Raw genomic sequence first — 14,790 nt, forward strand, 5'->3', positions numbered from 1 at the left:
ACCTCAGTCAATCCGAAAGGCAAAGTGAAGTCAATAGCGGACAAATAGGCTTTTTTGTTGATTTTATTGGTCACCACAGCCAGCCATCGCTCAATAATCACCCGCAAACCCACAGCCAATCTGAGTTCCAGCGATCCAGCCGTTTAGAATTATTTACATGAGAGTTGTTAAAAAAAATCAACGAGGCTAAGCTCTGGAAAAGCTCGTTCAAGTGTGAAACTTCGAGGTGATAAAAATGGCATTCAAGCCATTGATCGGCGTTACTGCGTGCGTCAAACAGATTGGCCTGCACCCCTACCACGTCAGCGGTGACAAGTACTTGCGTGCTGTCAGCGTCGCGGCGCTGGGGCTGCCTGTGGTCATTCCTTCCCTGGGCAACCTGACTGAAATCGACGACCTGCTCGGTCAACTCGACGGTCTGTTGCTGACCGGCTCACCATCGAACGTGGAGCCTTTGCACTATCAAGGCCCGGCCAGCGCTCCCGGCACGGATCACGATCCGGCGCGGGACGCCACCACCCTTCCTCTATTGCGTGCTGCCATCGCGGCGGGCGTTCCGGTGCTCGGGATCTGCCGGGGCTTCCAGGAAATGAACGTCGCGTTCGGCGGCAGCCTGCACCAGAAGGTGCATGAGTTGCCGGGCATGCTCGATCACCGCGAAGCAAATCACCCGGACCTGGCGGTGCAATACGCACCGGCCCACGCGGTCAGCGTGCAGCCGGGCGGTGTATTCGAGGCGCTGGAGCTGCCCGCGACATTCCAGGTCAACTCGATTCACAGCCAGGGTATCGACCGGTTGGCGCCAGGCCTGCGTGCCGAGGCCATCGCGCCGGACGGCTTGATCGAGGCGGTCTCGGTGACGCACAGCAAGGCCTTCGCCCTCGGCGTGCAATGGCACCCGGAATGGCAAGTGCTGGACAATCCTGCGTACCTGACGATTTTCCAGGCGTTCGGCGCAGCTTGCCGGCAACGGGCGACGCTGCGTCACGCACGCTGAGCTAAACCACAACCCGGTATTTCTACCCCCGCGAGTCTGGCGGGCGTGCCTTCGCGCGCCCGTTTCTCGCAATAGCCATACACCGCAATAACAACAAGCACGACCAGGCAGCCAGGACGGCGGTGCCGAACCAGTCGAATCGCCATGCGCACCTCCAGGTGGCACCTGGCGATTGGCAATCAACTATTAAGTCAGGCCGCGTTGGCCCGGCGACTGAAACCTGTTGGGAGTTTCACATGGCAAACGCCTCCAGCATTTACAGGAAGGCTCTTGAGGGTCATCAGCAACCGAAAAAGGTGCTGGTACGAGTCGATCGTGTCACCAAGAAGTTCGACGAAACCACGGCGGTGGACGATGTGTCCCTGGACATCCATCAAGGCGAAATCTTCGCCCTGCTCGGCGGCTCCGGTTCGGGCAAGTCGACCCTGCTGCGCATGCTCGCTGGATTCGAGCGCCCCACCGAAGGACGGATCCTGCTCGACGGCGTCGACATCACCGACATGCCGCCCTACGAGCGGCCGATCAACATGATGTTCCAGTCCTACGCCCTGTTCCCGCACATGACGGTGGCGCAGAACATCGCCTTTGGCCTCAAGCAGGACCGTTTGCCCGCCAGCGAAATCGACGCCCGCGTCGAGGAGATGCTGCGCCTGGTGCACATGACCCAATACGCCAAGCGCAAGCCACACCAACTGTCCGGTGGCCAGCGCCAACGTGTCGCCCTCGCCCGCTCCCTGGCCAAGCGGCCCAAGCTGCTGCTGCTCGACGAGCCGATGGGGGCGCTGGATAAAAAACTGCGCTCGCAGATGCAGCTGGAACTGGTGGAAATCATCGAGCGGGTCGGCGTGACCTGCGTGATGGTGACCCACGATCAGGAAGAGGCCATGACCATGGCCGAACGTATCGCCATCATGCACCTGGGCTGGATCGCGCAAATCGGCAGCCCGGTGGACATCTATGAGGCCCCGGTGAGCCGCATGGTCTGCGAGTTCATCGGCAACGTGAACGCCTTCGACGGGACGGTGGTGGAAGACCTGGAAGGCCACGCGATCATTCACTGCCCGGACCTGGAGCAGCAGATCTACGTCGGCCATGGCGTCAGCACCTCGGTGCAGGACAAGTCGATCACCTACGCCATCCGCCCGGAAAAAATGCTGGTCAGCAGCACAAAACCCGAGAGTCGCTACAACTGGTCCCGGGGTAAGGTGCAGGACATTGCCTACCTCGGCGGGCACTCGGTGTTCTATGTCGAGCTGCCTGGCGGCAAGGTCGTCCAGTCGTTCATGGCCAACGCCGAGCGCCGCGGCGCCCGACCGACCTGGGACGATCAGGTCTACGTCTGGTGGGAAGACGACAGCGGCGTGGTACTGCGCGCATGAACACACTCACTCAGCAGTTCCAGCGGTTTCTGCCCAGTGGGCGCAAAGTCGTGATCGGCCTGCCGTTCCTGTGGCTGTTCCTGTTCTTCATGCTGCCGTTCTTCCTGGTGATGAAGATCAGTTTTTCCGAAGCCGCACTGGCTATTCCGCCCTACTCCGAGATCTACAGCTTCGCCGAGCAGAAGTTCGAACTGATGCTCAACCTGGGCAACTACACGATGCTCGCCGCCGATGAGTTGTATATCTCGGCGTACCTGGGCTCGTTGAAAGTCGCCTTGCTCAGCACCGTGATGTGCCTGGTGCTTGGCTTCCCGATGGCCTATGCGATTTCCAAGGCCAGCAAGGAGGCGCAGAACGTGCTGTTGCTGCTGATCATGATGCCGACCTGGACGGCGATCCTGATTCGCGTCTATGCGTGGATGGGCATCTTGAGCAACAACGGCCTGCTCAATGGCTTCCTGATGTGGACCGGCTTGACCTCGCACCCGATCGAAATCCTCAACACCAACACTGCGGTGTACATCGGCGTGGTCTACGCCTACCTGCCGTTCATGGTGCTGCCGCTGTACGCCAACCTGGTCAAGCATGACCAGAGCCTGCTGGAAGCCGCGTCCGACCTGGGTTCGAGCACCTTCAACAGCTTCTGGAAGATCACCGTGCCGCTGGCCAGGAACGGCATCATCGCAGGCTGCATGCTGGTGTTCATCCCGGTGGTGGGCGAGTTCGTGATTCCGGAACTGCTGGGCGGCCCGGAAACCCTGATGATCGGTCGCGTGCTGTGGCAAGAGTTCTTCAACAACCGTGACTGGCCGGTGGCATCCGCCCTGGCGGTGGTGATGCTGGCGATCCTGATCGTGCCGATCATTCTGTTCAACCGCAGCCAGGCCAAAGAGATGGAGGGACGGGCATGAAGCGTTTCGGATTTTCCCGATTGATGCTGGTATTGGGCTTGGCGTTCATCTACCTGCCCATGCTGATTCTGGTGATTTACTCGTTCAACGCCTCGAAACTGGTAACGGTCTGGGGCGGCTGGTCGGTGAAGTGGTACGTCGGCCTGCTGGACAACAGCCAACTGATGGGCTCGGTACTGCGCTCGCTGGAAATCGCCTGCTACACCGCGATTGCCGCGGTGGCGCTGGGGACGTTGGCCGCGTTCGTGCTGACCCGGGTCACCCGCTTCAAGGGTCGCACCCTGTTTGGCGGCCTGGTCACCGCGCCGTTGGTGATGCCAGAAGTGATCACCGGCCTGTCGTTGTTGCTGCTGTTCGTGGCCATGGCACAGATGATCGGCTGGCCGATGGAACGTGGCATCGTCACCATCTGGATCGCCCACACCACATTTTGTGCCGCCTATGTGGCAGTGGTAGTCTCCGCGCGTTTGCGTGAACTGGACCTGTCGATCGAAGAAGCGGCGATGGACCTGGGGGCACGGCCGTTGAAGGTGTTCTTCCTGATCACCATCCCGATGATCGCGCCCTCGCTGGCAGCGGGCGGCATGATGTCGTTCGCCTTGTCGCTGGATGACCTGGTGCTGGCCAGCTTCGTCTCGGGTCCGGGGTCCACGACCTTGCCGATGGAAGTGTTCTCGGCGGTGCGTCTTGGGGTCAAACCCGAGATCAACGCGGTGGCCAGCCTGATTTTGCTGGCAGTATCGCTGGTGACCTTCCTGGTCTGGTACTTCAGCCGCAAGGCCGAAGCCAATCGCAAACGGGCGATCCAGGACGCCATGGACCAGACCGCCAGTGAATCCTGGCAGCCCGCCGCCAAGCCCATGACCGGCGCAACGGCCTGATGCCCGCTGGCGAGAGAGCACGCTTGCTCGCCAGCGGTTTTACCCACGCTTTACGTTATTCGTATAAGAAGAAAATGGAGCTGTACCGATGAAAATGCTTGGCAGGACTCTGCTGACACTGTCCTTATTGGGCGCGATTGCCACGGGCGCCCAGGCCAATGACAAGGTTCTGCGCGTCTACAACTGGTCCGACTATATCGCCCCGGACACCGTCAAGAAGTTCGAAGACGAGACGGGCATCAGCGTGACCTACGATGTCTTCGACAGCAACGAAACCCTTGAGGCACGTCTGCTCGCCGGTAAATCCGGGTACGACATCGTGGTGCCGTCCAACAGCTTCCTGGCCAAGCAGATCAAGGCCGGGGTCTACCAGACGCTGGACAAGTCAAAACTGTCGAACTGGAAGAACCTCAACCCGGTGCTGCTGAAAAACGCAGCGGCCAGCGACCCGGACAACGGCCACGCTTTCCCCTACATGTGGGGCTCGATCGGCATCGGCTTCAACCCGGACAAGGTTCGCGAAGTATTGGGCGCCGACGCCCCGGTGAATTCCTGGGACCTGCTGTTCAAGCCCGAGAACGCGGCCAAGCTCAAGGCCTGCGGCATCAGCTTCCTCGACTCGCCCACCGAAATGCTCCCGGCCGCCCTGCACTACCTGGGCTACCCGGTGAACACCCAGGACAAGCAGCAGATCAGCGAGGCCGAAGCGCTGTTCATGAAGATTCGCCCGTCGGTGGCGTACTTCCATTCGTCCAAGTACATCTCCGACCTGGCCAACGGCAATATCTGCGTGGCGGTCGGTTATTCCGGCGACGTGCTGCAAGCCAAGGCCCGCGCCGAGGAAGCCGGGGGCAAGGTCAAGGTCGACTACAGCATTCCCAAAGAAGGCGCCGGCAGCTTCTATGACATGGTCGCCATCCCACGGGATGCGGCCAACGTCGACAATGCCTACCAGTTCATGAACTTCCTGATGCGCCCGGACATCATGGCCGAGATCACCAACAGCGTCGGCTACAGTAACGCCAACGCGGCCGCGACTCCGCTGGTGGATGAAGCGATTCGCAACGACCCGGGTTCGTATCCGTCGCAAGCGGTAATGGCGACCCTGTATGCCGTGCCGGACATGCCCATCGCCACGCAACGGATCATGACCCGCGGCTGGACCCGGGTAAAACTCGGCAAGTAAACCTGCCGCGCCCGTCGGGGGCGCGGCGTGCAACACCGTTCATGCAGCAGCGCTGTTGCCACACGAACGGACTCACCGGGCTCCCTCGGTCACGGTGATTCAGGCGCCCTTCGGGTAATGCCGATCAGTTAAGGAAAAACGACCACCTATGTGGGAGCGAGCTTGCTCGCGATGGACGTGAACGATAACGCGTAAATGGATAAACACGCGGCGCTTTCAAGTTCATCGCGAGCAAGCTCGCTCCCACAATGGTCGGCGTCGCTTAACTGATCGGCATTACGCCCTTCGGGGCGCTTTTTTACGTCTGCAGCCTTGCCTAGAACAAGCCCATCTGCCCGCCAACCAGGGTGCTGAAGTCGTCGTCGACAAACGGCAGGATCGCATCCGCCACCGGCTGCAGTTGGCGGCTGACGTAATGCTCATAGTCGATCGGCGCGCTGCGGGTTTCCAGGGGTTCGGGACCGGCGACGGTGATCAGGTAGCTGATCCAGCCACCCCGCTGGTACTGGCGCGGTCGCCCCTGCTGGGCGTTGTACTCGTCGGCGATGCGTGCCGCCCGCACATGGGGCGGTACGTTGCGTTCATAGTCGTCCAGGGGCCGACGCAGGCGCTTGCGGTAGATCAGCAATGGGTCCTGCTCGCCGGCTACGGTGGCGCGGACGAACTCACGCACATAGTCCTGATAGGGCTGGCGGTGGAAGATGCGCGAGTAGAGTTCCTGCTGGAACTGCCGGGCCAGCGGCGACCAGTCGGTGCGCACGGTCTCCAGGCCTTTGTAGACCATTTGCTCGCTGCCGTCGGCATGCATCACCAAACCGGCGTAGCGCTTCTTGCTGCCCTCCTCTGCCCCCCGGATGGTCGGCATCAGGAAGCGCCGGAAATGGGTTTCGTATTGCAGCTCCAGCACACTGTGCAAGCCGAACTCGGCCAGCAGGTGTTCGCGCCACCACTGGTTGACGTGGGCCACCAGGGCGTGACCGATTTGCGCCGCTTCTTCCTGGCCGTGGGCCCGGCGCAACCAGACGAACGTGGAGTCGGTGTCGCCGTAGATCACCGCATGACCCTGGGCTTCGATCAGTTGCCGGGTGCGCTGCATGATCTCGTGCCCACGCAAGGTGATCGAGGATGCCAGGCGGGTGTCGAAGAAACGGCAGCCGCTGGAGCCCAGCACGCCGTAGAAGGCGTTCATGATGATCTTCAGCGCCTGGGATAGCGGAGCGTTCTGTTCACGCTTGGCCACTTCCCGGCCTTCGGAAACGCGCGCGACGATGGCCGGCAGGCAATGCCGGGTCCGCGAGAACCGCGCCCCGCGAAAACCTGGCACCGACTCACTGTCGTCCGGGTGACGCAGGCCTTCGATCAGGCCTACGGGATCAATCAGGAAGGTGCGGATGATCGAGGGGTACAGGCTCTTGTAGTCGAGTACCAGCACCGACTCGTACAGGCCCGGCTGCGAATCCATGACAAACCCGCCGGGGCTGGCCTGGGGTGGGCGCTCGCCCTGGTTCGGCGCAACAAACCCCTGGCGATGCATCAGCGGCATGTACAGGTGGGTGAAGGCCGCCACCGAGCCGCCACTGCGGTCGGCGGGCAGTCCGGTGACACTGGCCCGCTCCAGCAGGAAGGTCAGCAGTTCGGTCTTGGCGAAGATCCGCGTTACCAGCTCACAGTCCTTGAGGTTGTAGCGCGCCAGGGCCGGCTTGTCCTCGGCGAACATGCGGTTGATTTCGTCCATGCGCTGGTAGGGGTTGTCGATGGACTTGCCTTCACCGAGCAGGGTCTGTGCGACGTTCTCCAGGCTGAACGAGGGGAAACTCCAGGTCGCCGAACGCAGGGACTCGATGCCGTCAATGATCAGCCGGCCCGCCGCCGCGGCAAAATAGTGATTGTTGCCCGAACCGTGTTCACGCCACTGCATCTCCTCGCCACCACGTCCCAGGCGCAACGGCACCGCCAGGCGCCGGGCATGCTCGTGCAGCACCCGCAGGTCAAACTGCACCAGGTTCCAGCCGATGATCGCGTCAGGGTCGTGTTGGGCGAACCATTGGTTGAGTTTCTTCAACAGCGTGGCCCGCGAGTCGCAGTACTCCAGGTCGAAGTCGACGGCGCCGGCCTCGCCGTTGGGTGCGCCGAGCATGTAGACCTGGCGCTGCCCGCAACCTTCAAGGGCAATCGAGTACAACTCGGCTTGCTCGGTGGTCTCGATGTCCAGCGACACCAGCTTCAGGCGTGGACGGTAATCCGGCGCTGGCTTGAGATGGGTTTCGAGCAACAGGTCACCGTCGCCGGCCGTACCGCTGAACGACACGGGGGCGGTGATGAAGCGCTCCATCAGGTAGCGCTCCGGCGGGCGGATGTCAGCCTCGAAAACTTCGACGCCCGCCCGGCGCAGCACCGACTCCAGGTGCATCAACTGGCGGTGTTGCGGGCAGTACAGACCGAACACCGGGCGGTGCTGGAAGTCCTGCAACCCCAGAGGCCGCAGTTCCACACCCGGCTCGCCGCGCACCAGTTCCTGGGTGCGTTCACGGTACAGTTCCGGGATAAACGCCACCGAGGTCTGCACGGGCAGGCGCACCTGGCGCGGCCCGGCATCGGTCGCCAGCCAGAAATCCACGTGGGTGCCGGTCGGGGTGTCGCGCCAATGCCGGGTCAGGACGAAGCCCTGCTGTAAATCCACCGCAACAACCTCGAAGATGATTGGCCTTCGATTCTACGCGTCATTGCTGCTTCACGTGACCTTTGCATGAGTGACGCAAGGGATTGTAGGACAAGGTTAAATCCCTCCTCGCAGGCCTCGATATTATTTTTGTAGTGAATGAAATATTTCACTACAAAACCGTTGACGAGGAGTTTTTCCCCTTGCATGATGCAGACACCTCCCCGATCGGGAGCACAGGCAAAAGTGTTGTGAAAAGGCTCGACTGACCGCCGAGCTGTTCCCGGATGTGTACTGCCCACAAGGCAGATTGATGAAGCTGACCTGGCATGTGCGTCCACTACACGGACGAGAAACGCCGGCGATCAATCCTCAAGATGCTTGTGGCCGAGTAAGTGGTATCGGTAGCAACTTCCAGGCAATCGTCGTTTCTCCCCCGCTGTGCCGCAAGTGCGTAGCAGTTTCTCGGCAAGACTACATGCATCCTGCTCAAGGCCCTGCCGATATTCGGCAGACAACCACTGTCGCCCTGGTTTCGGTACCAGATATCAACTTACCGAAGTAGAGAAGTGAATTAGCGAATCAACTAGACAGATCAAACATTGGTCAAGGGGCTTTAACATGAATCTGAACAATCAACCGACTATTGATGAACTGGCTCGTATGTTCGCAGCGCATAAAGACAGCCACGACAGCCATATCCTGTGGATTGCCAAATCTGGCCAGGTGCATATCGACTGCCTGTCGCCCCACACCCATGAAGACGAGTTCGCCAAGAACAACCATGACTTGCGTGCCCGACTGAAGATGTACCGTCGCGGCCAGGGTTATGTCGGCAAAAAAGCCGCCGCCGACAAAGACTATGTCGGTCGCGTTCTGGCCACACTGACCCAGGAGTGGCAGCACCTGCAGGCCAAACCTGAAGTGTGTGTCATCGACCGCTACTGCTGAGTTGTTCTGCACAGCCGCTGATGACGTTTACCCGTTGTCAGCGGCTTTTTTGTCGCTGTTTTTCGCCAGCCAAGGCTGATGCCGCACCTGTATGGCGCAGACAGAGCAGGTATATGCCGCTTTGCCTACTTGTCTCGCAGGCTGGCGTCTATGATTCTGTATGGGTGTCCGGGCGTAAGGCGCCTGCCAACCATTACCACCTCGCAGAGGCTCCTCCATGAAGACAGTCGCGCAACTGCTCAAGCTCAAGGCCCAGCAGAACCAGCAGGTCCACACCATCAATTCCCATCAGATGGTGCTGGAAGCGCTGATGGTGATGGCGGCAAAAAACGTCGGCGCCTTACCGGTGCTCGAAGACGGCAATATTGTCGGGGTGATCAGCGAACGGGACTACGCGCGCAAGCTGGTACTCAAGGGCCGCTCCTCGGTCGGCACGCCGGTCAGTGAAATCATGAACTCGCCGGTGATCACCGTAGACTCCCATCAAAGCGTGCAGACCTGCATGAACATCATGACCGACAAGCACCTGCGCCACTTGCCGGTGGTCGAGGACGGCCAGTTGCTGGGCTTGCTGTCGATCGGCGACCTGGTCAAGGAAGCCATTGCCGAACAGGCCGAGCTGATCCAGCAGTTGGAGCAGTACATTCGCGGCGAGTAACTAGCCCTTTCTCTTATGGGCTGCGCGCCCTCATGGCGAGGACGCGCAGTTTTTCGTTTCAGCCAGGTGCTGGCCTCGGCAAACTTTATATTTGCTCTATCGCGAGGCACTTCTATATTCATTTAACGCCCCTGAAGCTTCTGCCTCCCCTTGAGTGCTAACCATGGCCAGGACTGACACACTGATCATCTGTGAGCACTGCGATGGCGTGTATGAAAAAGCCACGCTTGCCAAACACCAGACTGCCCTGTGCCAGCGCTGTGGCGGTGTGCTGCAGCGCTACAACGGCCTGTCGGTACAACAACGCCTGGCGCTGACCCTGACAGCCGCGGTGCTGTGGGTGTTCGCCAACTTCTATCCGGTGATGAGCATCAGCCTGAAGGGCCTGAAGAACAGTGCCACGCTCTGGGACTCGGTGGTGGCCCTGAGTGATGGGCCGATTACCTTCATCGCCCTGGTGGCGGCCATCTCCATCATCATTGCGCCAGTTTTCCAGTTGTTGCTGTTGATCTGGGTCTTGAGTTTCGCCCTGGCGTCCCGGCGCTCGCCGGCCTTCAAACTGTGCATGCGCTGGCTGGAAACGCTGCGGCCATGGAGCATGCTCGAGGTCTGCTTGCTGGGGGCCATGGTGGCAGTGTTCAAACTCGCCGGCCTGCTAGATGTGGTGCCAGGCTTGGGTCTGTTTGCCCTGGCAATCCTGAGCCTGTTGCTGATCCGCATTGCCGGACGCGATGTACGCGAACTGTGGGACATCCTATGAACACCCTGCCCGAGGCACGCGACCTCAACCTGTGCCTATGTCACAGCTGTGGCCTGGCTTGCGACATGCGCGACGAACCCCACACATGTGAGCGCTGCGATGCGCCGTTGCACCGACGCAAAACCAACTCCCTGGCCCGAACCTGGGCCTTTCTGCTGGCGGCCCTGGTGTTCTACATTCCGGCCAACCTGTTGCCGGTGATGAACACCAGCATGCTCGGCAGCGGTGCCGACAGCACCATCATTGGCGGGGTGCTGGAGTTCTGGGAACACGGCGCCTGGGACATCGCGCTGATTATTTTCATTGCCAGTATCGCCGTCCCGGGGGTCAAGTTTGTTGCCCTCAGCCTGCTCCTGGTGACGGCGCAACGTGGCAGTCTCTGGGCGCGTAAAGAACGCTCGAAGCTGTATCGCTTCGTCGAACTGATCGGTTACTGGTCCATGCTCGACGTGATCGTCGTGGCACTGGTGGCCGCACTGGTGAAATTCCAGGCGCTGGGAGATATCGAGCCTCGGGCCGGTATTCTGTTCTTTGGCATGGTGGTGGTGTTCACCATGCTGTCAGCCATGAGTTTTGACCCACGCCTGATCTGGGACAACCGACAATCCGAGGAGGTCATGGATGCAATCGCGAGCCACTGACGGGCAGCAAGCACCCGGCACAGCCAACATCAAGACCCGGCGCTGGAGCGTTTCGCTGGTGTGGATCGTGCCGATCGTGGCCGTGCTGGTGGGGATTTCCCTGGTGATCCACAACGTAATGCAGCAAGGGCCAGTGATCGTCCTCAACTTCAAGACCGGGCAAGGCCTGACCGCCAACAAGACCGAGGTCAAGTACCGCAACGTGGTGATTGGCCATGTCTCGGAGGTCGAGCTCAGTGACGACCAGAAAAGCGTCAATGCCACGGTGAAACTGGCCAAGCAGGCCGAGTCCTTCACTCGCAAGGACTCGAAGTTCTGGGTAGTGCGCCCGCGCATTGGCGCCGGCGGGGTATCGGGTATCGACACCCTGCTGTCCGGCGACTTTATCGGCGCCGACGCTGGCCAGTCGAACGATCGCGCCAAGACCTTTATCGGCCTCGAAGCACCGCCGCCCATTACCTATGGCGAGCCCGGCAAGCGCTTCATGCTGCGCACCCGGGACCTTGGCTCGCTGGATATCGGCTCGCCGGTCTATTACCGCAAGATTCCCGTGGGCCAGGTGGTGGCCTATGCCCTGGACGCTGATGGCAAAGGGGTGAACATCGAGGTGTTCGTCACCTCGCCAAACGATGTCTATGTCACCAATAACACCCGCTTCTGGAACGCCAGTGGCATCGATGTCGAAGTGGGCGCCAATGGCTTCGCGGTCAAGACCGAGTCACTCTCCGCCCTGTTGCTGGGGGGCATTACCTTCCGCGCTCCCGACTACAGCCCCGACGACAAACCGGCCGTCGAAGACACCAGCTACGAGTTGTTCGAGGACCAGAAAAGCGCACTCGCCCCGCCCAATGGCAAGCCGCAATTCCTCGCCCTGCGCTTCGATCAACCCTTGCGTGGGCTGAAGGTCGACGCGCCTGTTGAGTTCCAGGGACTGGAAATTGGCAAGGTGGTGGCGATCAACCTGGATTTCGATGAGAAGACCCGCAGCTTTCCGATCAATGTCGGCATCGTCATCTATCCGCAACGCCTGGGCCGTGCGCACCTGAAAATGCTCGCGGCACTCAAGCATGATCCCGATGACGAACAGGCCGGGATCCGGCTCATGGGTACCTTCGTCGAGAACGGCCTGCGCGCCCAGGCCCGTAGCGGCAACCTGTTGACCGGGCAGTTGTATATCGCCCTGGAATTCTTCCCGAAAGCGCCAAAAGTCGTCTTCGATGCCACTGCGCGCCCAGTGATGATCCCGACCGTGCCAGCCAGTCTTGAGCAGTTGCAGGAGCAATTGCAGTCCATGGTGGAGAAGATCAACAAACTGCCGATCGAGCGGATCGCCAACAACCTGGACGCCAACCTGACGGAAATGCGCAAAGGCATCAAGCAATTCAGCGGGAAAACCCTCCCTGGGGTACAGGACACCTTGCAAGAGGTGAGCAAAACCCTGCAGTCGGCCAACTCGACCCTCGCCGAAGACTCACCACAACGCGAGCAACTGACCCAGACCCTGGATGAACTGGGGCGTATGTCACGCTCGCTGCGTGAATTGTCCGACTACTTGAGCAGAAATCCGGAATCCTTGCTACGCGGCCGTCCGAAAGATGCCCCGGCGCAAAATCTGCAACCGTCTTCGAGCCGCTGACCACAGGAGCAGGTCCATGTCTTTGTCGTTGAGAGTGTCGTTGCTCAGTGCACTGTTGCTACTTGCGGCGTGCCGCAGTGACCCGATTCATTACCACACGCTACTCCCGGCGCAACCAGCCCCGGGCGCCCATGGGGCAGCGAACATCCAGTTCGAGCAGATCAGCGTGCCGCCCCAGGTCGACCGTCCACAAATGGTCATTCGCCAAGGCAGCAGCGGCTTGGCGATTCTGGAGACACAATGGTGGGGGGCGAGTCTGGTGGATGAGTTACGCAATGCCCTGGTCGACCAACTGTCCAGCCCCGTCGCTGGGCCCAAGCTGTCTTTACGCCTGGATGTGCAGCGCTTCGATTCAGTCCCAGGGCAGTACGCGCTTATCGATGCGCAATGGCGCCTGCGTATGGAAGAGGGAAAAAACGGCGAGAGCTTCCTCAATTGCCGCACCACCGTGCAGACGCCCTCGGGCCCGAGTATCGACGACCTGGTGGTGGCTCAACAGAACAACGTGAAACGCCTGGCCGCAGCCATCAGCCAGGCGGCCACTACTACTCGCTGCCCTACCTCCCCATGAACAGCCGGCTCACTGGACTGCGCTACCAGGGGTGTCGGGGCTGAACACTTCACCCTGCTTGGGCGCTACCAACGGGCCAGCTCTCAGGCCACCTTCGATTTGCCGGGAGATGTAGTTGACCCCGGCCATCACCCCGTTGGTCTCGTTCTCCATCAGGCCCAGCCATGCCTTGTCGAAGGCGGCATTCAAGCTTCTGCGCATTTGCGCTTGCGCTTCGGGTCGGTCGCTTTCATTGGACATGGCACCGATGCCCAGCGAGACCACCGATATCACCGCGCCCGCTACCCGACCGACGGCCGCTGCCACCGCGCTGGCGACGCTGCGCGAGGCAATCTGCGCCTCGAGCCGTTCACTGGCGCGCTTGGCCACTGACGAGATCCCAGCGTCCGACAACCCGGCCCCTGCCCCACTATTGGAGCCGCGTACTTGCTCGATCAGGGCCAGATAAGCCGGCAATCGGTTGACTGGTTCGGTGTGGACGATCTGATACAGTGAAGCATTGCGCGCAGGTGGCGGTGCCAGGGTGATGGCGGGTATCCGGTTGAGACGCTGGTCGAATTGATCCTGGGGCACGGCGTAATGCTCCTGGATCTCCCCCAGATGGGCACTGAGCATCTGCAGGTACAGGGTGACGGCGTCGCCCATGATCACGTTAGGGTCTGTGACCTTGGCCACCGGATCCAGCACGCGCTCGTGGTACTGCTCCTGCAGGTACAGGCTCAAGCGGTTGACCACTGTATCCTTCTCGTCCTTGGCGCTGAGCTTGTACCAGCCCACTTTCATGCCCAGCCATTGCTGGGTCCAATAGCCGGTAAACCAGGGAATGAAGTCGCTCTCGGTGCGCTGGAACACCTGCTCGCGCCACCGTTCCATGGCTTTGCGCGTGTACTGGCGGACCGTTTCCCTGGAGGACAACGAGACAGTTTCGATGTCTTTATCAATCTGCTGCCAGGTCGCGTCCGTGATCACTACTTGCACCGTCGGTTCGACGCGACGCGCAGTCGAGCATCCAGCCAGTAATATGACCAGTAAAGTAAAAAACAGGACACGCCGATTCAAGATCGCAGTCCTCCCCGCAAATGACACGACAGCCGTAGCCACGCATCAATGCGAATCGAACGCCTGGCATTTTGGGTCACGGTACGGTGAGTATAGGTGGTGAAGAACCTGCTCAATTACCGACGGGAGGCACCATGCTCTATCGACTGACGGCTGACGGCCTGCTGCTCGTGCATTTGCTGTTCATTCTGTTCGTCCTGTGCGGCGCCCTGCTCGCGTTCAAATGGCGCCCGGTGATCTGGTGGCACCTGCCAGCGGTAGTGTGGGGCACCCTGGTTGAAGTCTGCCACTGGAGCTGCCCCCTGACCCGCTGGGAAAACCTCATGCGCCGCAGTGCCGGCCAGGCCGGGTATGAGGAGAGTTTCATCGAACATTACCTGTGGCCCCTGATTTACCCCGCTGGGCTGACGCCTAGTATCCAGCTAGGCCTCGGTGGCCTGGTGGTGCTGGTCAATGGACTGATCTACCTGCGCCTGGCCAGGCGCTGAGCTTTCTCGCGGA

Annotated in this window: 14 protein-coding genes; 12 read left to right on the plus strand and 2 right to left on the minus strand. The window is 60.6% G+C overall.

The features are described from left to right. The first annotated feature begins 235 nt into the window (after positions 1 to 235). From ACM6IP_RS00850 to ACM6IP_RS00870, 5 genes are all read left to right on the plus strand, one after another. A complete protein-coding gene (locus ACM6IP_RS00850; RefSeq protein WP_414860719.1) occupies positions 236 to 997 on the plus strand; it encodes a gamma-glutamyl-gamma-aminobutyrate hydrolase family protein in 762 nt (253 codons plus the stop codon). A gap of 236 nt (positions 998 to 1,233) precedes the next feature. Continuing rightward, a complete protein-coding gene (locus ACM6IP_RS00855) occupies positions 1,234 to 2,376 on the plus strand; it encodes an ABC transporter ATP-binding protein (protein ID WP_095171046.1) in 1,143 nt (380 codons plus the stop codon). Positions 2,377 to 2,405: 29 nt separating this feature from the next. Beyond that, a complete protein-coding gene (locus ACM6IP_RS00860; protein WP_174244614.1) occupies positions 2,406 to 3,287 on the plus strand; it encodes an ABC transporter permease subunit in 882 nt (293 codons plus the stop codon). Then, the gene (locus ACM6IP_RS00865; protein ID WP_095171050.1) at positions 3,284 to 4,168 is read left to right on the plus strand and encodes an ABC transporter permease subunit; all 885 of its coding nucleotides are present in this window, start codon (positions 3,284 to 3,286) and stop codon (positions 4,166 to 4,168) included. Before ACM6IP_RS00860 ends, ACM6IP_RS00865 begins: the two co-directional genes overlap by 4 nt. Positions 4,169 to 4,256: 88 nt before the next feature. Further along, positions 4,257 to 5,354, plus strand: a complete 1,098-nt coding sequence (locus ACM6IP_RS00870) for a polyamine ABC transporter substrate-binding protein (RefSeq protein WP_095171052.1) — start codon at positions 4,257 to 4,259, stop codon at positions 5,352 to 5,354. 316 nt (positions 5,355 to 5,670) lie between these two features. Here ACM6IP_RS00870 and ACM6IP_RS00875 read toward each other — a convergent pair whose 3' ends face one another. Further along, positions 5,671 to 8,034 (minus strand): DNA polymerase II, encoded by a 2,364-nt coding sequence (locus tag ACM6IP_RS00875; RefSeq protein WP_414860720.1) that lies wholly within the window; start codon positions 8,032 to 8,034, stop codon positions 5,671 to 5,673. 600 nt (positions 8,035 to 8,634) lie between these two features. Here ACM6IP_RS00875 and ACM6IP_RS00880 point away from each other — a divergent pair. The 6 genes from ACM6IP_RS00880 to ACM6IP_RS00905 all read left to right on the plus strand — a co-directional run bounded on the left by ACM6IP_RS00880 (position 8,635) and on the right by ACM6IP_RS00905 (position 13,230). After that, positions 8,635 to 8,964: a hypothetical protein gene (locus ACM6IP_RS00880; RefSeq protein ID WP_414860721.1), complete on the plus strand. Its 330-nt coding sequence runs from the start codon at positions 8,635 to 8,637 to the stop codon at positions 8,962 to 8,964. A 217-nt stretch (positions 8,965 to 9,181) separates the two neighbouring features. Continuing rightward, on the plus strand, positions 9,182 to 9,622 hold the full coding sequence (locus ACM6IP_RS00885) for a CBS domain-containing protein (RefSeq protein WP_095171058.1): 441 nt from the start codon (positions 9,182 to 9,184) through the stop codon (positions 9,620 to 9,622). Between the two features lie 163 nt (positions 9,623 to 9,785). Then, positions 9,786 to 10,382 (plus strand): paraquat-inducible protein A, encoded by a 597-nt coding sequence (locus tag ACM6IP_RS00890; RefSeq protein ID WP_095171060.1) that lies wholly within the window; start codon positions 9,786 to 9,788, stop codon positions 10,380 to 10,382. Further along, a complete protein-coding gene (locus ACM6IP_RS00895) occupies positions 10,379 to 11,023 on the plus strand; it encodes a paraquat-inducible protein A (RefSeq protein WP_159994677.1) in 645 nt (214 codons plus the stop codon). Before ACM6IP_RS00890 ends, ACM6IP_RS00895 begins: the two co-directional genes overlap by 4 nt. Then, entirely contained in the window at positions 11,004 to 12,659 is a 1,656-nt protein-coding gene (locus ACM6IP_RS00900) for an intermembrane transport protein PqiB (protein ID WP_401128083.1), read from the plus strand. Before ACM6IP_RS00895 ends, ACM6IP_RS00900 begins: the two co-directional genes overlap by 20 nt. 16 nt (positions 12,660 to 12,675) lie before the next feature. Next, positions 12,676 to 13,230: a membrane integrity-associated transporter subunit PqiC gene (locus tag ACM6IP_RS00905; protein ID WP_414860722.1), complete on the plus strand. Its 555-nt coding sequence runs from the start codon at positions 12,676 to 12,678 to the stop codon at positions 13,228 to 13,230. Positions 13,231 to 13,239: 9 nt separating this feature from the next. Here the strand turns inward: ACM6IP_RS00905 and ACM6IP_RS00910 are convergent, their stop codons facing one another. Beyond that, entirely contained in the window at positions 13,240 to 14,208 is a 969-nt protein-coding gene (locus tag ACM6IP_RS00910) for a hypothetical protein (RefSeq protein WP_178112606.1), read from the minus strand. A gap of 215 nt (positions 14,209 to 14,423) precedes the next feature. Here ACM6IP_RS00910 and ACM6IP_RS00915 point away from each other — a divergent pair, with 215 nt between their 5' ends. Further along, on the plus strand, positions 14,424 to 14,777 hold the full coding sequence (locus ACM6IP_RS00915; RefSeq protein ID WP_159994671.1) for a DUF2784 domain-containing protein: 354 nt from the start codon (positions 14,424 to 14,426) through the stop codon (positions 14,775 to 14,777). Positions 14,778 to 14,790 lie beyond the last annotated feature (13 nt).

The organism is Pseudomonas sp. IT-P176 (assembly GCF_949767245.1).
Classification (GTDB): Bacteria; Pseudomonadota; Gammaproteobacteria; order Pseudomonadales; family Pseudomonadaceae; genus Aquipseudomonas.